Source organism: Serratia sp. ME47 (genome assembly GCF_903970925.1).
Classification (GTDB): domain Bacteria; phylum Pseudomonadota; class Gammaproteobacteria; order Enterobacterales; family Enterobacteriaceae; genus Serratia; species Serratia ureilytica.
In genome coordinates, this window is the sequence record NZ_CAJCKE010000005.1 from 189484 (window position 1) to 209910 (window position 20427).

Sequence of the window (20427 nt, forward strand, 5' to 3'; positions counted from 1 at the left end):
TGGAGAGAACCCCAAATGATGAAGCATCCACTGACGCTGTCCGCGCTTGCGCTGCTGGTATGCGCCTCGGCGCAGGCGGCCACCGTCGATCTGCGCGTGCTGGAAACCACCGATCTGCACAGCAACATGATGGACTTCGATTACTACAAGGACACGCCGACCGACAAGTTCGGCCTGGTGCGCACCGCCAGCCTGATCCAACAGGCGCGCCAGCAGGCCGCCAACGCGGTGTTGGTGGATAACGGCGACATCATTCAGGGCAGCCCGCTCGGCGATTATATGGCGGCCAAGGGGCTGAAACCGGGCGACGTGCACCCGGTCTATAAGGCGATGAACACGCTGGACTATGTGGTCGGCAACATCGGCAACCATGAGTTCAACTACGGGCTGGACTACCTGAAGAACGCCATCGCCGGCGCCAAATTCCCGTACATCAACGCCAACGTCATCGACGCCAAAACGCAAAAACCACTGTTCACGCCATACATCATCGTCGATACCCCGGTGAAGGATCGCGATGGCAAGGCGCATACGCTGCGCATCGGCTACATCGGCTTCGTGCCGCCGCAGATCCTGGTGTGGGACAAAGCCAACCTGCAGGGCAAAGTGACGGTGGACGACATCACCGCCACCGCCAAGCGCTACGTGCCGCAGATGCGTAAACAGGGCGCCGATCTGGTGGTGGCGATCCCGCATTCCGGGTTGTCCAGCGAGCCTTACAAGGCGATGGCGGAAAACTCGGTCTATTACCTCAGCCAGGTGCCCGGCATCGACGCCATCATGTTCGGCCACGCCCACGCGGTGTTCCCGAGCAAGGACTTCGCCAACATCAAAGGCGCGGATATCGACAAAGGCCTGCTGAATGGCGTACCGGCGGTGATGCCGGGCCAATGGGGCGACCATCTCGGCGTGGTCGATCTGCAGCTCAACAACGATGGCGGTAGCTGGAAAGTGACCGCCGCCAAAGCGGAAGCGCGGCCGATCTACGACAAAGAGAACAAGAAATCGCTGGCGGCGGAAGATGCCGCGCTGGTGAAGGTGTTGGCGGACGATCACAAAGGCACGCGCGAGTTCGTCAGCCAGCCGATCGGTAAATCCGACGGCAACATGTACAGCTACCTGGCGCTGGTGCAGGACGATCCGACGGTGCAGATCGTCAACAATGCGCAGAAGGCCTACGTCGAACATTACATCCAGGGCGACCCGGACCTGGCCGATCTGCCGGTGCTGTCCGCGGCGGCCCCGTTCAAGGTCGGCGGCCGCAAGAACGACCCCGCCAGCTTCGTCGAAGTGGAAAAAGGCCAGCTCACCTTCCGCAACGCCGCCGATCTCTATCTCTATCCCAATACGCTGGTGGTGGTGAAGGCCAGCGGCAAAGAGGTGAAAGAGTGGCTGGAGTGCTCCGCCGGCCAGTTCAACCAGATCGACGTCAACAGCGCCAAGCCACAAGGCTTGATCAACTGGGACGGCTTCCGCACCTATAACTTCGACGTGATCGACGGCGTCAACTACCAGATCGACGTCAGCCAACCGGCGCGCTACGACGGCGAATGCCAGCTGATCAACGCTAAGGCGGAGCGCATCAAGCAGCTGACCTTCAACGGCAAGCCGATCGATCCGAACGCCACCTTCCTGGTTGCCACCAACAACTACCGCGCCTACGGCGGCAAGTTTGCCGGCACCGGCGACAAACATATCGCCTTCGCTTCGCCGGATGAAAACCGCTCGGTGCTGGCGGCCTACATCACCGCCGAAACCCAGCGGCATGGCGCGGTGCGCCCGCAGGCGGACAACAATTGGCGTTTGGCTAACTTCAGCAGCAAGCAGCCGCTGGATATCCGCTTCGAGACCTCGCCTTCGGACAAAGCGACGAAGTTTATCAAAGAGCACGCCCAATACCCGATGAGCGCCGCAGGCAGCGACAGCATCGGCTTCGCGGTTTATCGCATCGATTTAAGCGGTAAGTAACTCACTGTCACTGGCCGGCTCGCCCGGCCATTCATCGCCCGTTTGCGCGGCGCATAAAATAAGGGCGCCACGAAGGCGCCCAGAGTAATCCTCGGTGGGATTACAGGATTTCCAGCAGCTCGACGTCGAACACCAGCGCGCTGAACGGCGGGATGGACGCGCCTGCGCCACGCTCGCCGTAGGCCAGGTTGTGCGGGATATACAGCTGCCATTTGGAACCGACCGGCATCAGGGTCAGCGCTTCGATCCAGCCTGGGATCACGCCGCTGACCGGGAATTCTGCCGGCTGGCCGCGTTCAACCGAGCTGTCGAACACGTCGCCGTTGATCAGACGGCCGGTGTAGTGCACACGCACGCGATCCTGACGGGACGGGATTGGGCCGTTGCCCTGCTCCAGTACGGAGAACTGCAGGCCAGACTCGGTCAGCGTCACGTCGTCGCGCTTGGCGTTGTCGTCCAGGAATTTCTGGCCTTCAACGGCCATCGCCTGCTGGCGCTCGCGGCGCACCGCATCCGCACGCTCGTGGATTTCACGCAGCGCACGGTGCACCACGTCTACCGGAACCGCCGGGGCATTCCCTTCCAGCGCGTCGCGCAGACCCGCCAGCAAAGCTTCCGGTTGCAAACCTTCCAGCCCGGACTCTTGCAGCTGCTGGCCGACCTGTAAACCAATCCCGTAACTTGCTTGCGCTTCAACGCTGTCAAAAGAAGGGGTTGTCATGGGGTTTTCCTTAAGTCTGTAAAAAGTCGAAAGCGCAGCATAACAGCGCGTCAATGCCGGGTAAAATCTTGTGTGGAGAATGATGACTTTTGTCGTAGAAAAAGAAACAATAACCTTCTGTTAACGCCCGCAGCCGCAAACCCCGGCCCTGCCGCTCAGCCGCCTTTCACTTCAATCAGTTAGCGGACTATACTGAAAGCAGGATATCGGGCAGGCGACGCGCTTGCCGCGCCGTGCTTATTATTACGCCGTCGAAGAGAGGTCACCATGGGCAGAATCGCGCCCAGGAGAAGGAAAACCACCCGCATCTACCAGCCGCTGCTGCGCACCTGGCTGAACATCAGCCAGCGCCTGAAACCCGGCGCCGCACCCACGCAGGAAGACGCGGAGTCGCCATCGGAACCGCCGTCGGCCAACGACAAGATGCAGCGGGTCAAAACGCTGCTGGCCAAAGTCTGGCATCTGCCGGACGGCTTCCATTGGATGGAACCACTGCCCTACTTTCACCGCCGCTGGGTGCTGATCTTCGGCATCATTCTGCTGCTGGCGTTGCTGTGGCCCTACTCGCCCGAAAGACAACCGTTCCCGGTCTCTCAGCAGGAAACCAGCGTGCCGCTGCAGGCTGAGCTGCAAAACGGCGGTGGCGCCGCCACGCCGGCCAACGAACCGACGCCGGCGGGCAACTGGCAGCGTTATCAGATCCAGCCCGGCCAGACGCTGGCCCAGCTGTTTCGCGACAACAATCTGCCGGTGAATGAGGTGTTCGCCATGGCGCAGGTGGAAGGCGGCGACAAGCCGCTGAGCAACATGAAAGCCGGTCAGGAAGTGCGCATCGAACGCGACGCCAACGGCGTGATTAACGCGCTGTCGGTCACCACCGTGGACAACAGCCAGGCGCTGTTCCGCCGCCAGGCCGACGGCAGCTACCGCCGGGAACGTTAATCGCTAAAGCTGCGCCAGCAGAAACTCGCGCAGCACTACGCCCTGGTTGTGCGCGGTATCTTTGCTGCCATACAGCAGCGTCAGCGCCTCCCCCTGCCGCAACAGCACCACCAGCGGCTGCCAGGTGTCGTTGGCCGCCAGCTGTTGGCGGTAACGCGCCTCGAAGGCTTCCCACTGGTCGGTATGCTGATGGAACCACTTGCGCAGCTCGTCATCCGGCGCCACCTGTTTCAACCACTGCACGCCCGCCAGCCTCTCCTTGCTGATGCCGCGCGGCCATAGCCTGTCTATCAGATAGCAATGCGCCGGCGCCGGCGCGCTGAAGTCGTAAACCCGCTGTAGCGTAATCGTTGCCATCACACGCTCTCCCTTTTCATCCCGTCTTCTAGCGTAGCGCGTTTTGCCGGGCGCAGAAAAGCAAAACGCCAGCGCGAGGCTGGCGTTTTAACCGGGTTAACAGCAGCGTAAATTACGCTTCTGCAACCACAACTACATTCAGCTGTGCGAACACGTCGCTGTGTACCTGGAAGTGCACTTCGTGCTCACCAGTGGTACGCAGAACGCCGTTCGGCAGACGAACTTCGCTCTTGGCAACTTCAACGCCTGCCGCAGTCACTGCGTCAGCGATGTCGCGGGTGCCGATAGAGCCGAACAGTTTACCTTCGTCGCCAGATTTGGAAGCGATGGTCACTGAACCCAGTTCGTTGATCTTGGTTGCGCGAGCTTCAGCAGCAGCCAGAACGTCAGCCAGTTTGGCTTCCAGTTCAGCACGGCGTGCTTCGAAGAACTCAACGTTTTTCTTGGTAGCAGGAACAGCTTTGCCCTGTGGTACCAGGAAGTTACGAGCGTAGCCCGCTTTAACGTTAACTTGATCACCCAGGCTGCCCAGGTTTGCTACTTTATCAAGCAGAATAACTTGCATTACCTTATCCTCTCAAAGTCGTTAATGGACAGTGGCCGATTACTGATGACGATCAGTGTACGGCAACAAAGACAGGTAGCGCGCGCGCTTGATAGCACGGGCCAGCTGGCGCTGATATTTTGCACGAGTACCGGTGATACGGCTCGGTACAATTTTACCACTTTCGGTGATGTAGTTTTTCAGCGTAGCGATGTCTTTATAGTCAATCTCTTGAACGCCTTCCGCGGTGAAACGGCAGAACTTGCGACGACGGAAATAACGTGCCATTTGGCTAGTCTCCAGAATCTATCAATTCAATCTGCTCGGCATGCAGAACCAATTTGCTCAGCCCGTTGCGCCCTTGATGGCAGCTTACAAAGCCTTGCACGGTAATCTGACTGCCGACCGTTAATCTTTGAGTTAGTGCTTGTGACTGTTGTCCGCTGACAACCACGGGCATTCGGCACCATGCTTGTCTGCTGAATCCGGCTTCCATCTGCTGCGAACGGTGCTCTAGCACAAATTGGCAGTGCGGTATCCCGGAAGGACTCACTTTTCGAACCGGCGCCTTGCACACAGTGCCCGACAAAACCAGACGATTAGCCGTCACGGCGGCAATTACTCTTCAGAATCCCCAGCATCTGCATCATCTGCGGTTTCGTTAGCGAAGTCTTCGCGGCGATCGCCACGACGTTCGTCTTTCGCTTTAACCATCGGAGATGCTTCAGTTACCGCGTGCTTAACGCGCATAACCATGCTGCGGATAACGGCGTCGTTGAAGCGGAAGTTAGTTTCCAGCTCATCGATCGCTTCCTGCGGCGCTTCAACGTTCAGCAGAACGTAGTGAGCTTTGTGCAGTTTGTTGATCGGATAAGCCAGCTGACGGCGGCCCCAGTCTTCCAGACGGTGAATCTGACCTTGCGCGTTAGTGATGGTAGCACTGTAACGCTCGATCATGCCCGGAACCTGTTCGCTTTGGTCAGGATGGACCATAAAAACGATTTCGTAATGACGCATCGAATTGCTCCTTACGGATTATTCAGCCTCCTGTCAGGGTCAACCGCGGCCCATGGAAGCAAGGAACGTGTTTAGTGTGCGGCTGAAAAATGACGCGTAATCATACTGACGCAGGGCGGGAAACTCAAGGACTGCGTGGGTTTTATTCGCGTTATTGAGAGGGGGTATGGGAAATAGCACGATTTGCTGGCGGGGAAACCTATGTACGCCAATCCATCAGTTTCAAAAATCTTTCAATGAAATCAGCGCTGAGTCACAAATCTATTTCATTTTTTTTGAAAGAGGCCATCAAAACGCCCCGCTTTTTAATCCGCCGCAACCGACTAAAATTAACCTTATCCGCCGCAGACAGCGCGACGAAAAAGATTCCAGGTTATTCAATGCAGATAAATGACTTTTTGCCGCAGCGACACTCGCTGTCAGGCCGTAACGGCAAAAAGTAAGAGAGGCACTATGAAACGCATCATTCTCGCGACGGCGCTTGCCGCCCTGTTCTCCGCCAACGTGATGGCCGCGACGGAGATCTCCTCGCACCAGGCCGATCAACGCCAGAGCGTTGGCTTCGTCACCCTGAACCAGAACGTGGTCTCGCCGGATGACGCCAGCAGCCAGGTCAGTAAAATCGCCGATCAACGCGGTGCAAGCTCTTATCGCATCATCGCCCTGCATGAACCGGGCGACAACAGCACGATGCACGTTAGCGCCGAGCTGTACCGTTAAAAAGACGCGCCACGCCAGGGAAATCCCCAGGGCTTCATCAGAAAGCCCGTTCAGTCCGCATCGGAGCGCCGCCTGTCGGGCGCTCCACTTCCTCACCCATCACAGTTTGAGCAACGTCGGCGCGCTGAACGCCTTGCCCGGATTGTGCAATTGCAGCGCCATCCGCAGATAGTTTGTCCGTACCTGCAGCAGTTCGGCGCTTTCCTCCAGCGTCGCCCGCTGCTCGAAGGAGAGCGAGCCGGCCTTCGCGGTTTGCGCGGCCGCCGCTTTCGGCGCGGAGGCGAACAGCGCCGTCATGTTTTGCACCGTATGCGCGGTGATGCGCGACAGCGGATTTGACTTGTTTTGCCGCGCCTTGCCGTCGGCTGCCCCCAGCATCTCACTGAAGGCGATTGAGTTAAGATCGGCGCGCGCTTTCATCGTTCCCGTCAGCCCGCGCGCTGTCTCGGCCGTATTGCTGATACCCTTTATCATGCTCTCCGCTCCTTGCCGCCCCTGAAAGAATTCACGCTGACATTCTCCTCCGCCATGCGTCAAACAATGACCGAAACAGCCTACAGAGAGCACCGCAATTCCACGCATCGCGCCCGGAGGCGCATTACAATTCGCGGCGAAAGAAATCGGTGGTGGCGGACAGCGCCAGCGGCGTGATGCGATGCTTCACGCCCGGCTCGACGAGCGATGTCAAACGGCCGTCCGCACCTTGCTGCCGCAGTTCAGCCGCCAAACGCAGGCTGTCCGCCGCCGGCACCACGTCGTCCGTCTCGCCGTGCCACAGCAGCAGCGGCCGCCCTGCAATCTGCGCCAAACGTCCTTCCAGCTCATACTCCGCCAGCACGGCGGTGCGCGCCGCAAACGCCGTCGGCGAGAGCGCCTCGCCCGTCTCGCCCAACGGCGGATACAGCGTTTGCGCCAGCGCACGGTAATAGCCGGAACCCATCAGGCTGGCGGCCGCACGGATCCACGGAAAGCGCGCGAAGGCGCCAAGCGCGGTCATGCCGCCCATTGAGGCGCCGGCGACGCCGATGCGGCCGTCGGCGATCAGGCCAAGCCGCTCAAAATGCGCGTTGATCTGCGGCAGTTCATCGATATTGCTGCGCAGGATCTCCCAGAATGACGCCAGGCGCCGCGCCTCATCGCCGTCGAATCGCTCGCCGTGCCGATCGGCATCCGGCAACACCGCCCGAAAACCGGCGCGCGCCAGCGCATAGGCGAAATAAGCGTACACCTCTTTCGACGAGGTATAGCCATGGCAGAAGAACACCGTCGGCAGCGGCCGATGATACTGCCCCGCCGGCACCGCATGGATCACCGCGATATCGCCAACCCGCTCGTCATGAATTTCGATCATCCGTTCATCCTCAACTCACCTGTTGGCATTCATCATGACAAACTTGCGCGAAGCAGCGTTAGCTCAATCTGTTACAGCTTATATTGCGTTACACTGAAGCCATCGCACCGGCGCTTACGAGGTCACCATGACGATTGCCCGCACACTCATTACCCTGACGCTGGCCGCACAGCTTTCCGCCTGCGGCATCATGACCACCACGCCGAAACCGCCGCCGCCCCCCACCGCTCAGGCGCAGGAGATCGTCCGCGCGCAGACCGCCGAGCTGGTGAAAATGGGCACCGTCACCGCAGTGGTGCGCGGCAGCCCGATGGACGTGGAAGCGGAGATCCAACGCAAGGCCACCGCCGCCGGCGCCCGTTATTACGTGATCATCATGAACAGCGAAACCGTCGTGCCGGGCCAATGGTATTCCCAGGCGATCCTGTATCGCTAAGGCGGGGATTTTTTAAGCAGCTTTACACTGGCTTTGCACTGGCTGAAGAAGGGTGTTGCACACTGAGGGACAGCATGCCGCATGTTGCGGGTGTCGATTCAGGATCTGACGAAGGGGAACGCCATGAAACGCTCCACCGCACTCACCTCCCTCTTGCTTTCCATGGGATTGCTCAGCACCGGCGCACAGTCCGCCGAGCTGGCGCCCGCCGATCGCGTTACGCCGCTCAGTGAAATCGCCGAGATCACCTTCAACGATTTACCCGGCTCACCGCAGGAGGCGGAACTGGCCATCGCCCGCACCGCCGACCAACACGGCGCCAGCTATTACCGCATCCTGCGGATGGAAGAGCAGGCGCACCCGCTTGGCTGGCGCGCCTCGGCCATCTTATACCTTTAGTAGCTCATGCAAGCCGCATTCAACACCCCGCCGCTGACGGAGACGCCCCCCAGGAAAATCCCGGCGGCCAGGTGATTCGCTTCTATCTTGTCGCTGATGCGCGGCATGTAGATCTTCACGGCGGCGAACAGCAGCAGTTGCACCACCAGCGCCACCACGCCCCACAGCAGGTAATCCAGCAGGCTGATCGAGTTGATCGCCGCGCTGGCCAGCGGGATCACATATCCCAGGCAAGCGCCGATAAAAGCAAAGGCGGCGGATTGATTATCGGCCTTGATCAGCGCCCATTCGTCGTGCGGGGTGATGCGGGTATAGACGAACAGAAACACCAAAATCATGGCGAAGCCGCTGAAGAAGTAAGAGGCGAACGCCGCCAACGCGCTGAGAATATCCATGTGCATTTTCCTGTCAGAGTGAGGCTGAATTAAAAAGGTTTTCGCCGCCGGGCGCCACCCTTTTCCCTAACCGCCGATGGCGCGATTCAGCAGAAGTTCGCACGCCTCGGCCGACAGCAGGCTCTCGCCGCGGTGATCCAGCGTCAGATGACACCAGGCGTCGGCGATCAGCGGGCTGGCGTGCTGCAGCAGCTGCGCGGCGCAGCACAGGTCGAACAGCTGTTGAGTCAGCAGCCGCCCCATCTCCTCGCTCGGTTGCCGGGCACGCTGCTGCCACTGCCGCCAGGCGTGATCGAACAACCGATTCTGGCCGCGCACCGGCTGCAGCTCGAACTGCAACATCTCGAGCGCGCCCGGCAGTTTATGCAGACTGCGCAACACGTCCAGACACATGATGTTGCCGGAGCCCTCCCAGATGCTGTTCACCGGCATTTCACGGTACAGGCGCGGCAGCTCACTCTCCTCGCAGTAACCGATGCCGCCCAGCACCTCCATCGCCTCGGCGATGAACGGCATGCCCTGACGGCAAATGCTGTATTTAGCCGCCGGGGTCAGCAGCCGGCTGTAGATCAGTTCGCCTTCATTGCTGCGGCTCTCCCAGGCGCGAGCCAGCCGGAACAGCAACGCGGTATGCCCTTCCAGCCGCAGCGCCATGCGCGCCAAGACCTGGCGCATCAGCGGTTGTTCTATCAACAATTTGCCGAACGCCTGCCGCTGCAGCGCATGATACAGCGCCACCGACAGCCCGCGGCGCATCAGGCCGTGGCAGCCCAGCGAACAGTCGAAACGGGTCAGGCCGCCCATCTTCAGGATATGCCGCACCCCGTCGCCCTCATCGCCCAGCAGCCAGGCCGTGGCGTCCTGAAACTCCACCTCGCTGCTGGCGTTGGAGCGGTTGCCCAGCTTGTCTTTCAACCGCTCAAGGCGAATGGCGTTGCGGCTGCCGTCCGGCAAAATGCGCGGCAGGAAGAAACAGGACAGCCCGCCTTCGGCCTGCGCCAGCACCAGGTGCGCATCGCTTTGCGGCACCGAGAAGAACCACTTGTGCCCCACCAGCCGGTAGGCTTCGCCCGGCCCGCGCGCGCCGAGCGGCGTGGCGGTGGTGGTATTGCTCAAGACATCGGAGCCGCCCTGCTTCTCTGTCATGCCCATGCCGATCAGCAGGCCGCGCTTTTGCCCGCCCGGCAGCAGATGAGCGTCATAACGATCCGACAGCAGCGGCGTCAGCCAGGCGCGAAACTCGGCCGGTAACGCCTGCAGCAGCAGCGGCGTGGCGCCGAAGGTCATGGTCACCGGGCAGAGCGTGCCGGCCTCGACCTGCGCATGCAGCATAAAGCGCGCGGCGCGCGCCACGAAGGAACCGATGCGCGCATCCTCCTGCCAGGGCAGGTTGTGCACCCGGTTGGCGATCAGCCCCTGCATCAGGATATGCCAGGCCGGGTGAAAGCGAACGTCGTCCAGCCGCTGGCCGGTGGCATCGTAGCGCAGCAGCTCCGGCGGGTTGGCGTTGGCCAGCCGCCCCAGCTCCAGCGACTCCTGCGTGCCGAGCTGCTGGCCCAGCGAAGCCAATACCTCGGCGTCCCAACCGCCTTGCTCGCGCTGCAACGCTTCGCGCAGCGGCGTATCGGAGAGAAACAGGTTGCTGTTACCCAGCGGCTTGGGTTGGTTAAAAACGGTGTGCGTAGTCCAGACCATGAGAGTGCTCCCTGAAAAAAGCGTCAGGAGTAAGTATGGTCGGCGCAGAGATTTCTGCCGCAGGCGGGATCACAAGAGGGGGAATTAACGGGAGCACGGCGCCCCCGTCAGAAGAATCAGCCGCGCTGGCGCACCGCTTCGAACAGGCAGATGCCGGTGGCGACCGACACGTTCAGTGAAGAGACGGTACCGGCCATCGGGATGCTGATCAGCTCATCGCAGTGTTCGCGGGTCAGGCGGCGCATGCCTTCGCCTTCCGCGCCCATCACCAGCGCCATCGGGCCGGTCATTTTGCTCTGATACAGGGTATGGTCAGCTTCGCCGGCGGTGCCGACGACCCAGACATTCATCTCTTGCAGCAGACGCAGCGTGCGCGCCAGGTTGGTCACGCGGATCAACGGCACGTTTTCGGCGGCGCCGCAGGCCACTTTCTTGGCGGTGGCGTTCAACTGGGCGGAACGATCGCGGGGCACGATCACCGCGTGCACGCCGGCCGCATCGGCGCTGCGCAGGCAGGCGCCGAGGTTATGCGGGTCGGTCACGCCGTCCAGCACCAGCAGGAATGGCGTTTCCACGCTCTCCAACAGGCCCGGCAGATCGTTCTCCTGATACTGACGCCCTTCGCGCACCCGGGCGATGATCCCCTGGTGCACCGCGCCTTCAACCTTGTCATCCAGCCATTGGCGATTCGCCACCTGGATCACGATGCCGGTCGCTTCCAGCTCGGCGATCAGCGGCTGCAGGCGGCGATCTTCGCGGCCTTTCAGGATAAACACTTCCAGGAAGCGTTGCGGATCGCGCTCTAACAGGGCTTTGACGGCGTGGATGCCGTAAATAATTTCGCTCATGATGCTCTTTTAAAGTCGTGCGGCCGGCGATAACCGGCCGATGGTAACGATGTGCGGCAGGTTAAGCCTGCTCGGCACCTTTCTTCTTGGCTGCGCGTTTGGCTTTGGTCGCCGCCGCGATTTTCCGCGTTTTGTCGGACGCTTTCTTGGCTTTCTTTTTCGCCTTCTTCACGTTGTCCGCGGGCTTGGCGTCATCCTGCTTGCGGAAGGCGCTGTCCGGCTCGAAGTTGGCCGGCGGTTTGCCGCCGCGGCGCTTGCCGCGCCCCGCATTGCCGCTGTCGCGCAGCGTGCGCTGGCCGCCCTTCTTGGCGCGATCGCGCTCGGTTTTGCCTTCACCGCGCGCTTTGCGGGTACTGGACACCAGCGCGAAGTCGATCTTGCGCTCGTCCATATGCACCGCATCCACGCGGATCTCCACCGTATCCCCCAGGCGATAGACCGTGCCGGAAGACTCGCCGATCAGGCGCTGGCCGATATTATCGTAGCGATAGTAATCATTATCCAGCGTTGATACGTGCACCAGCCCGTCGATGAACAGATCGTTCAGGCGCACGAAGAAGCCGAAGCCGGTCACGCTGGAGATAATGCCGCTGAACACTTCACCGACGTGATCCTGCATGAAGTCGCACTTCAGCCAGTCGGCGACGTTGCGCGTCGCTTCGTCCGCGCGGCGCTCGGTCATCGAACAGTGTTCGCCCAGCTGCAGCATCTCTTCGAATTCGCTGTGCCAGCCGCCGGTCGGCGTCCAGCGCTCTTTCGGCTCGCCATGCTCTTTGGCCAGCTGGTATTTGATCGCGCGGTGCAACGCCAGATCCGGATAACGGCGGATCGGCGAGGTGAAGTGGCCGTAAGAGGCCAGCGCCAGGCCGAAGTGGCCGCGGTTTTCCGGATCGTAAATCGCCTGCTTCATCGAGCGCAGCAACATGGTTTGCAGCATTTCGTGGTCAGGGCGCTCGGACACTTCATCCATCAGCACCGCATAGTCCTTCGGCTGCGGCTTGTTGCCGCCGCCCAGCGTCAGCCCCAGCTCGCTCAGCACGCTGCGCAGCGCGGAGATGTGGTCATCGCTCGGACGATCGTGCACGCGGTACAGCGCCGGCTCGTTGCGTTTCTCGACGAAGCGCGCGGCCGCCACGTTGGCCATGATCATGCACTCTTCGATCAGCTTGTGGGCGTCGTTGCGCACCGTCGGCTCCACGCGCTCGATGCGGCGTTCGGCGTTGAAGATGAATTTGGCTTCTTCGGTTTCAAACGCGATGCCGCCGCGCTCGGCGCGCGCCTTATCCAGCACCTTGTACATGGCGTGCAGCTCTTCCAGGTGCTTGACCAGCGGGTGGTAATGCTCGCGCAGCTCCTGATCGCCCTGCAGAATGTGCCACACCTTGTTGTAGGTCAGGCGGGCGTGGGAGCTCATCACCGCCTCGTAGAACTTGGCCGTGGACAGGCGCCCTTGGGCGGAGATGGTCATCTCGCACACCATGCACAGGCGATCGACCTGCGGGTTCAGGGAGCACAGCCCGTTGGACAGCACTTCCGGCAGCATCGGGATCACCTGCGACGGGAAATACACCGAGTTGCCGCGGCTGCGCGCTTCGTCGTCCAGCGCGGTGCGTGGACGCACATAGTAGCTGACGTCGGCGATCGCGACCCACAGGCGCCAGCCGCCGCCGCGTTTTTTCTCGCAGTACACGGCATCATCGAAGTCGCGCGCGTCTTCACCGTCGATGGTGACCAACGGCAGCTTGCGCAGATCGACGCGGCCCTTCTTGGCCGCTTCCGGCACCTGTTCGCTGAGATCGGCCACCTGCTTTTCCACCTGCGGTGGCCAGGTATGCGGGATCTCATGGGTGCGCAGCGCGATATCCACCGCCATGCTGGTGCCCATTTTGTCGCCGAGGATCTCGACGATCTTGCCGACCGCTTTGGTGCGGCGGGTTGGGCGTTGAGTCAGCTCCACCACCACCATATACCCCATGCGCGCGCCGCTGACGCTGTCCGCCGGGATCAGAATATCGAAGCTCAGACGGCTGTCGTCCGGCACCACGAAGCCGGTACCGGCATCCATGAAGAAGCGGCCGACGATCTGGCTGGTTTTCGGCACCAGCACGCGCACGATGCGCGCTTCGCGACGCCCTTTGCGATCCGCGCCCAGCGCCTGCGCCAGCACCACGTCACCGTGGATCGCCATTTTCATCTGTTCGGCGGACAGGTACAGATCGTCTTTGCTGCCTTCAACGCGCAGGAAGCCGTAGCCGTCGCGGTGGCCAATCACCGTGCCGCGCAGCAGGTCCAAACGTTCCGGCAGCGCGTAGCACTGGCGGCGGGTAAACACTAACTGGCCATCGCGCTCCATGGCGCGCAGGCGGCGGCGCAGCGCTTCCAGCTGTTCTTCGCCGCTGAGGCCCAATTCGTTGCCCAGTTCTTCGCGGCTGGCCGGCGTTTCTCGTTTCGCCAAATGGGCCAGGATATATTCACGGCTGGGAATGGGAGATTCGTATTTTTCTGCTTCTCGTTCCAGGAATGGATCTTGTGACATTGCGGTTCCTCCGTTGTCATCAGCAGGATGACGTTGAGCCTTGTCTTCTCAACGTCGTTTTATTCGACAAGCAATAGCTTGTAGAGCGGCGGATTGTCTTCGACCATGTCGGCCAACGTATGCTTATCCAGCTCTTCAAGGAAATTCTGTACGCCCTGTTGGAGCACCTGCTTCAATCGGCAGGCAGGGGTGATGTGGCAAAACTCGCTGCTGCAGTTAACCAGCGCAAGCGGCTCCAGCGCCCGCACGACATCGCCGAGGCGAATGCTCTCGGCCGGTTTGCCCAAACGGATGCCGCCATGCTTGCCGCGCACCGCCGTGACAAAACCGACCCGGCTCAACTGATTGATGATCTTCACCATATGGTTGCGAGACACGCCATACACCTCGGTCACTTCCGAGATACTGGTCATCTTGTCCTGCGGCAACGAGGCCATGTAGATCAACGCCCGCAGACCATAATCAGTAAAACTTGTTAACTGCACATCTTACCTCTGGGTATGACTTTACCCGTCTGATACGCCGCTTTTCGGCGCTATTCAAAAGATTACTCATTGGATAATAAACCAGCCGGAGAGTTCGTCGCTAATTATTTAGCGAATCCCGCGCCCTAAGGCGGGTTTATGAAAGGATTTTTTGACGTGAAACCGCAATCGGAGGGAGTCAGGATAAAAACAAACCGGGACGCGCCCGGTTTGTTTAATGCCGCAAAGCCTGATTATGCGTCGAACGGGTCGCGCAGGATCATGGTTTCGCTGCGATCCGGGCCGGTAGAGATGATGTCTACCGGTACGCCGGTCACTTCTTCGATGCGCTTGATGTAGTTCAGCGCAGCCTGAGGCAGCTTGCTGTGCTCTTTCACGCCAAAGGTGGTTTCGCTCCAGCCCGGCATGGTTTCGTAGATAGGCTCAATGCCTTCCCAGCCTTCAGCCGCCAGCGGAGTGGTGTCCACTTCACGGCCGTCCGGCATGCGGTAACCCACGCAGATCTTCACTTCTTTCAGGCCGTCCAGGACGTCCAGTTTGGTCAGGCAGAAGCCAGACAGGGAGTTGATCTGCACCGCGCGACGCACCGCTACCGCGTCCAGCCAGCCGGTACGACGACGACGGCCGGTGGTGGCGCCGAACTCGTTACCCTGCTTGCACAGGTACTCGCCGGTTTCATCGAACAGCTCGGTTGGGAACGGGCCTGCACCCACGCGAGTGGAGTAGGCTTTCACGATGCCCAGCACGTAGTCCACATAACGCGGGCCGATACCGGAACCGGTAGCCACGCCGCCGGCGGTGGTGTTGGAAGAGGTCACATACGGGTAAGTACCGTGGTCGATATCCAGCAGGGTGCCCTGAGCGCCTTCGAACATGATCAGATCGCCACGCTTGCGCGCGCCGTCCAGCAGTTCGGAAACGTCAACCACCATCGCGGTCAGGATATCGGCGATAGACAGCACGTAGTCCAGCGTCGCCTGATAATCGACGGCTTCAACTTTGTAGTAGTTGACCAGTTGGAAGTTGTGGTAATCGACGATCTCTTTCAGCTTAACGGCGAAGGTTTCTTTGTTGAACAGATCGCCGACGCGCAGACCGCGACGAGCCACTTTATCTTCGTAAGCCGGGCCGATGCCGCGACCGGTGGTGCCGATCGCTTTCGCGCCGCGCGCTTTCTCACGCGCGTTATCCAACGCAACGTGGTAAGGCAGGATCAACGGGCAAGCTTCAGAGAGTAACAAACGTTCGCGTACCGGGATGCCACGCGCTTCGAGTTCACCCATTTCTTTCATCAACGCGTCCGGCGCCAGAACAACACCGTTGCCGATGATGCTGGTGACGTTTTCACGCAGAATGCCTGAAGGAATTAAATGAAGAACGGTTTTTTCACCGTTGATTACCAGAGTGTGGCCAGCGTTATGGCCACCTTGGTAGCGCACAACATATTGAGCCCGTTCAGTCAGCAGGTCTACAACCTTGCCTTTACCTTCGTCACCCCATTGGGTGCCCAGTACGACGACGTTCTTACCCATTTTTCAAAATCACCGATTGCTTAAAAATGGATTCTACCACCGTAATTTTCGATTTTCAGCACTTTTAGCATACGATTGCATAAATTTTGGGCTAGACTTTAAAGACCCGTGCGGCCGCTCAACATGTAGTAGATCACGCAGCCCGCAACCACTATTCCACCGCCAAATCGCCGCAGCGTCGCGTCCGGCAACTGCGACATCGCCACAATCATTTTGCGCCAGGCCTGCGGAAACAGCATCGGCCCCAATCCTTCCAGCACGAGGACCAGCCCGAGCGCCAGCCAAATCGTTGAGTTCATGCATCCCCCAAAACGAGAAAGGGCCCGCGAAAACGGGCCCTCGATCAGATTGCCTGCCGCGCTTATTTGCGCAGGGTATCAGGCGACTTCATGTAGCGGAAGAAATCGCTGTCAGGGCTCAGTACCAGCACGTCCTGGTTGTCCTTGAAGCTGGCTTCATAGGCACGCAGGCTGCGGATAAAGGCATAGAAGTCCGGATCCTGGCTGAACGCGTTGGCGAACAGCTTGGCTGCTTCAGCATCGCCTTCACCACGGGTGATACGCGCCTGACGCTCGGCTTCCGCCAGGGTACGGGTCACTTCGTAGTCCGCGCTGGCGCGCAGTTTCTCGGCTTCTTCCTGGCCCTGCGAGCGCAGGCGACGGGCTACCGCTTCACGCTCGGCGCGCATACGCTGGTAGATGGCGTCGGAGACTTCGGCCGGCAGGTTGATCTGCTTGATACGCACGTCGATCACTTCGATGCCCAACGCCGCCATGCTGTTCGGGTTCACCTGCGGCTGTTTGCCGGTGGTTTCCCGCTCAACGCGCGCCGCCGCAGAGGCGATAGCGTCATCGGCTTCGGTGGTCGCCACTTCTTCGCCGTCACCCACGGTGCCGGTGTTCAGCGCGTCACGCACGTCAGACATCAGCTTGCCGCGCGAGTCGGTCACGATGTCTTTCACGTCCAGGCGGCCAATCTCGGAACGCAGACGGTCGCTGAACTTACGCTTCAGCAGCACTTCGGCCTGGGAGACGTCGCCGCCGCCGGTCGCCAGATAGTAGCGGCTGAAATCGCTGATGCGCCACTTCAGATAGGAGTCAACGATCAGGTCTTTCTTCTCGCTGGTCACGAAGCGATCGGCCTGGTTGTCCATGGTCTGGATACGCGCATCCAGGTTCTTCACGGTCTCAATGAACGGGATCTTGAGGTGCAGACCCGGCGCATACACCAGCGGCTTGTTTTCGCCGTCGCGCAGCACTTTGCCGAAGCGCAGCACGATGCCACGCTGGCCTTCCTGCACCACGAACAGCGAAGCGTACAGCACCACCAGCACCGCGAGGACAATAACTACAAAAGACTTACGCATTGATTACTCTCTCCCTACGCGAGTGGTGTCGTCACGCTGCGCATTCGCCCGGCGCTGATCCATAACCGATCCGCTGCTGGTGCGCGGAGTGCTGCTGTTGGCAGCCGGCGCTGGATTCGGATTGAGGCGAATCAGGCTGGTATCCTTGTTGCCGCTCTCCGTCGCCGCGCCTTGGCCGCGCAGCATCTGATCCAGCGGCAGCACCATCAGGTTGTTGCCTTTGTCGCTCACCAACACCTTACGGGTATGGCCCAGCACTTTTTCCATGGTTTCGATATACAGACGCTCGCGGGTGATCTGCGGTGCGGACTTGTATTCCGGCAACAGCTTGGCAAAGCGCGCCACCTCACCCTGAGCTTCCAGGACGGTGCGGTCTTTATAAGCCTTGGAGTCTTCCAGCAGACGCTGCGCCTGGCCGTTCGCACGCGGCTGAACTTCGTTGGCGTAAGCTTCCGCTTCACGGATGTATTGCTGCTCGTTCTCACGCGCGGCGATCGCATCGTCGAACGACGCCTTCACCTCTTCCGGCGGACGCGCCGCCTGGAAGTTGACGTCCAGCAGCGTGATGCCCATGTTGTAAGGACGAATAGTCTCTTCCAGCATGCGCTGCGTATCGTTACGCACCACGGTACGGCCTTCGGTCAGGATGCGATCCATCGAGTATTTGCCGATCACGCCGCGCAGGGCGCTGTCGGTCGCCTGGCTCAGGCTGTCGTCGGCATTGACGACGCTGAACAGGTACGCTTCCGGATTGGTCACGCGGTACTGTACGTTCATTTCCACGCGCACCACGTTTTCATCGGAGGTCAGCATCACGCCGGACGCCGCCAGCTCACGCACGGATTCCACGTTCACCGGACGCACGTCGTCGATGAAGGTCGGCTTCCAGTTCAGGCCCGGCTGCACCAGGTGGCTGAACTTACCGAAACGCGTCACGACGCCGCGCTCGGCTTCCTTGATGGTGTAGAAGCCGCTGGCGGCCCAGATCACCACCACGGCAACCGCCGCGATACCGATAATGCGGCCGCTGAAGCCCGGGCCGGAGGCCCCGGTGCCGCCGCTATTGCTGTTGGAGCCTTTGCCCCCGCCAAAACCGCTCAATTTCTTGCTCAGTTTGCGGAAGATATCATCCAAATCAGGTGGCCCTTGATCACGACCGCCTTTGTTGTTACCGCCAGAGTTGCCGCCATTGTTATTGCTGCTCCCCCACGGGTCGCGGTCCTGTCCGTTATTACCGGGCTGATTCCACGCCATGTTTTAGCTCCATATTCTGTGATTGGGTACTTCAGGCTTTCGCGAAGCATAAATGTAACAGGATATGATCATACGATAAAGTCAATCAGGTCCTGTTCTTGCTTGCAGAGACGACGCCATTCGACGATCGGCATTCGCACCACCACGCCAATGCTGCCGTCCTCTTCGTTCCACTCTTTTTCAATCGCCTGAAGCTGGTAAAAACGGCTGCGAAGACGGCCTGCCCGTGGCGGTAAGCGCAATTCGTAATGCGCGATCTCCCCCGATAAGCGCTCCGTCAACGCCTGATACAGCAACGGAATACCCTCTCCGCTGGCGGCGGACAGCCACACCCGGATCGGCAGGTTTTCATCGTTGCGGTCGATACGCGGCACAAAATCGTCCAGCATATCTATTTTGTTCATCACTAACAGTGTAGGGATTTCATCCGAGTCTATCTCCGCCAGCACGGTGTTCACCGCGTCGATGTTCTCGTCGACACGCGGATCCGCCGCGTCGATGACGTGCAGCAGCAAAGAGGCCTGGCGCGTCTCCTGCAGCGTCGCCTTGAAGGCGGCCACCAGATCGTGCGGCAGGTGCCGGATAAAGCCTACGGTATCCGCCAACACGGTATCCCCCACGTCCGGCACGTCAATGCGCCGCAACGTAGGATCCAGGGTGGCAAATAGCTGGTCCGCCGCATACACCTCGGCAGACGTTATTCGGTTAAACAGGGTGGATTTGCCGGCGTTGGTATAGCCCACCAGCGATACGGTCGGCACATCGGCGCGGGTCCGCGCGCGTCGGCCTTGTTCACGCTGCTTCTCTACCCGCTCCAGGCGGCGCAGAATCAAGCTGATGCGATCGCGTAACAGGCGACGGTCGGTCTCAAGCTGGGTTTCCCCCGGCCCGCGCAGGCCTATCCCCCCTTTTTGCCGCTCCAGGTGCGTCCAGCCGCGTACCAGACGCGTGGCGATGTGACGCAGCTGCGCCAGCTCCACCTGCAGCTTACCTTCATGGGTGCGGGCACGCTGGGCGAAAATGTCTAAAATCAGCCCGGTGCGATCGATCACCCGGCATTCGCACAGGCGCTCGAGGTTTCTTTCCTGCGCCGGGGAAAGGGAATGATCAAACAGGACAACAGACGCGCCGCTGGCTTTCACCGCATCTGCAATTTCTTCGGCCTTTCCTTCACCGACAAAGTACTTCGGATGCGGGGCTTTGCGGCTACCAGTCACCACTTGCAAAGCTTCTACACCGGCTGAGGAGACCAGCGATTCGAACTCGCTGAGATCTTCCGTATCTTTGTCTTGCGAGAAATAGATATGAACCAGTACGGCCTGCTCACCGGCTTCATAACGGTCAAACAAGCGTGCAACCTCTCAAACGGACACTCACCGTGAGTTTGGGGGACATAAACAGCCCGCGGCTGCTTATGCTCCCCGTCATGGTTGACTTGCAACGCGCTTTATTCAGCGTCATCGCTTTCCTGCTGCGGCTGTTGCTGCGCAGACGGATTGTTACCATGGTGATAGTTGCTTGAACCGCCGCTCGGATTGTTGCTGTGATGCGAGACCGGGCGTGACGGGACAACGGTAGAGATAGCGTGCTTGTACACCATCTGGCTAACCGTGTTCTTCAACAGGATGACAAACTGGTCAAAAGACTCAATCTGGCCTTGCAGCTTAATACCATTCACCAAATAAATAGAAACCGGAACACGTTCACGACGCAATGCGTTCAGGAACGGATCTTGCAAAGATTGCCCCTTAGCCATTCTATCTTTTCCTTATTTGCTTGTTGTTTGTAACTAAGAACCTGTCGGCTCTAAAATAAACGACGTAAAAAATTTGCGCGCTGAATACTCAGCAATTGTACACAA

Annotated in this window: 25 protein-coding genes; 6 read left to right on the top strand and 19 right to left on the bottom strand. The window is 59.9% G+C overall.

The genetic code is table 11. The features are described 5' to 3' along the window. Window positions 1-15 precede the first annotated feature (15 nt). Window positions 16-1968, top strand: a complete 1953-nt coding sequence (locus H7A77_RS08100; RefSeq protein ID WP_033651488.1) for a bifunctional 2',3'-cyclic-nucleotide 2'-phosphodiesterase/3'-nucleotidase — start codon at window positions 16-18, stop codon at window positions 1966-1968. A 100-nt stretch (window positions 1969-2068) separates the two neighbouring features. On the opposite strand, the gene fklB is transcribed toward H7A77_RS08100, so the two are convergent. Beyond that, window positions 2069-2689: an FKBP-type peptidyl-prolyl cis-trans isomerase gene (gene fklB / locus H7A77_RS08105; RefSeq protein WP_004933618.1), complete on the bottom strand. Its 621-nt coding sequence runs from the start codon at window positions 2687-2689 to the stop codon at window positions 2069-2071. Window positions 2690-2956: 267 nt separating this feature from the next. Here fklB and H7A77_RS08110 point away from each other — a divergent pair, with 267 nt between their 5' ends. Next, window positions 2957-3631, top strand: coding sequence for an OapA family protein (locus H7A77_RS08110; RefSeq protein ID WP_182074030.1), 675 nt, complete (start codon window positions 2957-2959; stop codon window positions 3629-3631). 3 nt (window positions 3632-3634) lie between these two features. Here H7A77_RS08110 and H7A77_RS08115 read toward each other — a convergent pair whose 3' ends face one another. From H7A77_RS08115 to rpsF, 5 genes are all read right to left on the bottom strand, one after another. After that, window positions 3635-3988, bottom strand: coding sequence for a DUF488 domain-containing protein (locus H7A77_RS08115; RefSeq protein WP_182074031.1), 354 nt, complete (start codon window positions 3986-3988; stop codon window positions 3635-3637). A gap of 112 nt (window positions 3989-4100) precedes the next feature. After that, the gene (rplI, locus tag H7A77_RS08120) at window positions 4101-4553 is read right to left on the bottom strand and encodes a 50S ribosomal protein L9 (RefSeq protein ID WP_004933629.1); all 453 of its coding nucleotides are present in this window, start codon (window positions 4551-4553) and stop codon (window positions 4101-4103) included. Between the two features lie 39 nt (window positions 4554-4592). Next, window positions 4593-4820 carry a 30S ribosomal protein S18 gene (gene rpsR / locus H7A77_RS08125; protein ID WP_000135199.1) on the bottom strand — a complete coding sequence of 76 codons (228 nt, stop codon included), beginning with the start codon at window positions 4818-4820 and terminating at the stop codon, window positions 4593-4595. 4 nt (window positions 4821-4824) lie between these two features. Further along, window positions 4825-5142, bottom strand: coding sequence for a primosomal replication protein N (gene priB / locus H7A77_RS08130; RefSeq protein WP_049233092.1), 318 nt, complete (start codon window positions 5140-5142; stop codon window positions 4825-4827). 8 nt (window positions 5143-5150) lie between these two features. After that, a complete protein-coding gene (gene rpsF, locus H7A77_RS08135) occupies window positions 5151-5549 on the bottom strand; it encodes a 30S ribosomal protein S6 (RefSeq protein WP_004933634.1) in 399 nt (132 codons plus the stop codon). Between the two features lie 236 nt (window positions 5550-5785). On the opposite strand from rpsF, the gene H7A77_RS08140 reads away from it, so the two are divergent. Then, window positions 5786-5992, top strand: a complete 207-nt coding sequence (locus H7A77_RS08140) for a hypothetical protein (RefSeq protein ID WP_127897167.1) — start codon at window positions 5786-5788, stop codon at window positions 5990-5992. 10 nt (window positions 5993-6002) lie between these two features. Further along, window positions 6003-6269 carry a DUF1471 domain-containing protein gene (locus tag H7A77_RS08145; protein WP_033638913.1) on the top strand — a complete coding sequence of 89 codons (267 nt, stop codon included), beginning with the start codon at window positions 6003-6005 and terminating at the stop codon, window positions 6267-6269. A 99-nt stretch (window positions 6270-6368) separates the two neighbouring features. Here the strand turns inward: H7A77_RS08145 and H7A77_RS08150 are convergent, their stop codons facing one another. Continuing rightward, window positions 6369-6743 (bottom strand): hypothetical protein, encoded by a 375-nt coding sequence (locus H7A77_RS08150; protein ID WP_182074032.1) that lies wholly within the window; start codon window positions 6741-6743, stop codon window positions 6369-6371. Between the two features lie 124 nt (window positions 6744-6867). Next, window positions 6868-7620, bottom strand: coding sequence for an esterase (gene yjfP / locus H7A77_RS08155; RefSeq protein ID WP_033651491.1), 753 nt, complete (start codon window positions 7618-7620; stop codon window positions 6868-6870). A 127-nt stretch (window positions 7621-7747) separates the two neighbouring features. On the opposite strand from yjfP, the gene bsmA reads away from it, so the two are divergent. Next, window positions 7748-8056 carry a biofilm peroxide resistance protein BsmA gene (bsmA, locus tag H7A77_RS08160; protein WP_033651492.1) on the top strand — a complete coding sequence of 103 codons (309 nt, stop codon included), beginning with the start codon at window positions 7748-7750 and terminating at the stop codon, window positions 8054-8056. A gap of 123 nt (window positions 8057-8179) precedes the next feature. Further along, window positions 8180-8455, top strand: coding sequence for a DUF1471 domain-containing protein (locus H7A77_RS08165; RefSeq protein WP_025305027.1), 276 nt, complete (start codon window positions 8180-8182; stop codon window positions 8453-8455). Here H7A77_RS08165 and H7A77_RS08170 read toward each other — a convergent pair. The 11 genes from H7A77_RS08170 to hfq form a co-directional block, all read right to left on the bottom strand. Further along, complete coding sequence (locus tag H7A77_RS08170) at window positions 8452-8850, bottom strand: DUF350 domain-containing protein (protein WP_015376394.1); 399 nt, start codon at window positions 8848-8850, stop codon at window positions 8452-8454. The two genes, H7A77_RS08165 and H7A77_RS08170, sit on opposite strands and share 4 nt — an antisense overlap. A gap of 66 nt (window positions 8851-8916) precedes the next feature. Beyond that, window positions 8917-10545, bottom strand: a complete 1629-nt coding sequence (locus H7A77_RS08175) for an isovaleryl-CoA dehydrogenase (RefSeq protein ID WP_182074033.1) — start codon at window positions 10543-10545, stop codon at window positions 8917-8919. Between the two features lie 116 nt (window positions 10546-10661). After that, window positions 10662-11393: a 23S rRNA (guanosine(2251)-2'-O)-methyltransferase RlmB gene (gene rlmB / locus H7A77_RS08180; RefSeq protein WP_004933653.1), complete on the bottom strand. Its 732-nt coding sequence runs from the start codon at window positions 11391-11393 to the stop codon at window positions 10662-10664. Between the two features lie 61 nt (window positions 11394-11454). Further along, the gene (gene rnr / locus H7A77_RS08185) at window positions 11455-13929 is read right to left on the bottom strand and encodes a ribonuclease R (protein ID WP_033651494.1); all 2475 of its coding nucleotides are present in this window, start codon (window positions 13927-13929) and stop codon (window positions 11455-11457) included. Between the two features lie 59 nt (window positions 13930-13988). Continuing rightward, on the bottom strand, window positions 13989-14414 hold the full coding sequence (gene nsrR, locus H7A77_RS08190) for a nitric oxide-sensing transcriptional repressor NsrR (protein WP_015376391.1): 426 nt from the start codon (window positions 14412-14414) through the stop codon (window positions 13989-13991). Window positions 14415-14647: 233 nt separating this feature from the next. Continuing rightward, window positions 14648-15946 (bottom strand): adenylosuccinate synthase, encoded by a 1299-nt coding sequence (locus tag H7A77_RS08195; RefSeq protein ID WP_025159583.1) that lies wholly within the window; start codon window positions 15944-15946, stop codon window positions 14648-14650. Window positions 15947-16044: 98 nt separating this feature from the next. Then, on the bottom strand, window positions 16045-16245 hold the full coding sequence (locus H7A77_RS08200) for a DUF2065 domain-containing protein (protein ID WP_004933666.1): 201 nt from the start codon (window positions 16243-16245) through the stop codon (window positions 16045-16047). 62 nt (window positions 16246-16307) lie between these two features. Continuing rightward, complete coding sequence (gene hflC, locus H7A77_RS08205; protein WP_004933669.1) at window positions 16308-17312, bottom strand: protease modulator HflC; 1005 nt, start codon at window positions 17310-17312, stop codon at window positions 16308-16310. A gap of 3 nt (window positions 17313-17315) precedes the next feature. After that, on the bottom strand, window positions 17316-18566 hold the full coding sequence (gene hflK, locus H7A77_RS08210) for an FtsH protease activity modulator HflK (RefSeq protein ID WP_033641626.1): 1251 nt from the start codon (window positions 18564-18566) through the stop codon (window positions 17316-17318). A gap of 68 nt (window positions 18567-18634) precedes the next feature. After that, on the bottom strand, window positions 18635-19915 hold the full coding sequence (gene hflX / locus H7A77_RS08215; RefSeq protein ID WP_033641625.1) for a ribosome rescue GTPase HflX: 1281 nt from the start codon (window positions 19913-19915) through the stop codon (window positions 18635-18637). A gap of 98 nt (window positions 19916-20013) precedes the next feature. Beyond that, on the bottom strand, window positions 20014-20322 hold the full coding sequence (gene hfq, locus H7A77_RS08220) for an RNA chaperone Hfq (RefSeq protein WP_004933678.1): 309 nt from the start codon (window positions 20320-20322) through the stop codon (window positions 20014-20016). Window positions 20323-20427: the final 105 nt, after the last annotated feature.

Coding starts and splice junctions, on each gene's coding strand:
- H7A77_RS08100 (WP_033651488.1), top strand. CDS start 16: ATGATGAAGCATCCACTGACGCTGTCCGCGCTTGCGCTGCTGGTATGC.
- fklB (WP_004933618.1), bottom strand. CDS start 2,689: ATGACAACCCCTTCTTTTGACAGCGTTGAAGCGCAAGCAAGTTACGGG.
- H7A77_RS08110 (WP_182074030.1), top strand. CDS start 2,957: ATGGGCAGAATCGCGCCCAGGAGAAGGAAAACCACCCGCATCTACCAG.
- H7A77_RS08115 (WP_182074031.1), bottom strand. CDS start 3,988: ATGGCAACGATTACGCTACAGCGGGTTTACGACTTCAGCGCGCCGGCG.
- rplI (WP_004933629.1), bottom strand. CDS start 4,553: ATGCAAGTTATTCTGCTTGATAAAGTAGCAAACCTGGGCAGCCTGGGT.
- rpsR (WP_000135199.1), bottom strand. CDS start 4,820: ATGGCACGTTATTTCCGTCGTCGCAAGTTCTGCCGTTTCACCGCGGAA.
- rpsF (WP_004933634.1), bottom strand. CDS start 5,549: ATGCGTCATTACGAAATCGTTTTTATGGTCCATCCTGACCAAAGCGAA.
- H7A77_RS08140 (WP_127897167.1), top strand. CDS start 5,786: ATGAAATCAGCGCTGAGTCACAAATCTATTTCATTTTTTTTGAAAGAG.
- H7A77_RS08145 (WP_033638913.1), top strand. CDS start 6,003: ATGAAACGCATCATTCTCGCGACGGCGCTTGCCGCCCTGTTCTCCGCC.
- H7A77_RS08150 (WP_182074032.1), bottom strand. CDS start 6,743: ATGATAAAGGGTATCAGCAATACGGCCGAGACAGCGCGCGGGCTGACG.
- yjfP (WP_033651491.1), bottom strand. CDS start 7,620: ATGATCGAAATTCATGACGAGCGGGTTGGCGATATCGCGGTGATCCAT.
- bsmA (WP_033651492.1), top strand. CDS start 7,748: ATGACGATTGCCCGCACACTCATTACCCTGACGCTGGCCGCACAGCTT.
- H7A77_RS08165 (WP_025305027.1), top strand. CDS start 8,180: ATGAAACGCTCCACCGCACTCACCTCCCTCTTGCTTTCCATGGGATTG.
- H7A77_RS08170 (WP_015376394.1), bottom strand. CDS start 8,850: ATGGATATTCTCAGCGCGTTGGCGGCGTTCGCCTCTTACTTCTTCAGC.
- H7A77_RS08175 (WP_182074033.1), bottom strand. CDS start 10,545: ATGGTCTGGACTACGCACACCGTTTTTAACCAACCCAAGCCGCTGGGT.
- rlmB (WP_004933653.1), bottom strand. CDS start 11,393: ATGAGCGAAATTATTTACGGCATCCACGCCGTCAAAGCCCTGTTAGAG.
- rnr (WP_033651494.1), bottom strand. CDS start 13,929: ATGTCACAAGATCCATTCCTGGAACGAGAAGCAGAAAAATACGAATCT.
- H7A77_RS08195 (WP_025159583.1), bottom strand. CDS start 15,946: ATGGGTAAGAACGTCGTCGTACTGGGCACCCAATGGGGTGACGAAGGT.
- H7A77_RS08200 (WP_004933666.1), bottom strand. CDS start 16,245: ATGAACTCAACGATTTGGCTGGCGCTCGGGCTGGTCCTCGTGCTGGAA.
- hflC (WP_004933669.1), bottom strand. CDS start 17,312: ATGCGTAAGTCTTTTGTAGTTATTGTCCTCGCGGTGCTGGTGGTGCTG.
- hflK (WP_033641626.1), bottom strand. CDS start 18,566: ATGGCGTGGAATCAGCCCGGTAATAACGGACAGGACCGCGACCCGTGG.
- hfq (WP_004933678.1), bottom strand. CDS start 20,322: ATGGCTAAGGGGCAATCTTTGCAAGATCCGTTCCTGAACGCATTGCGT.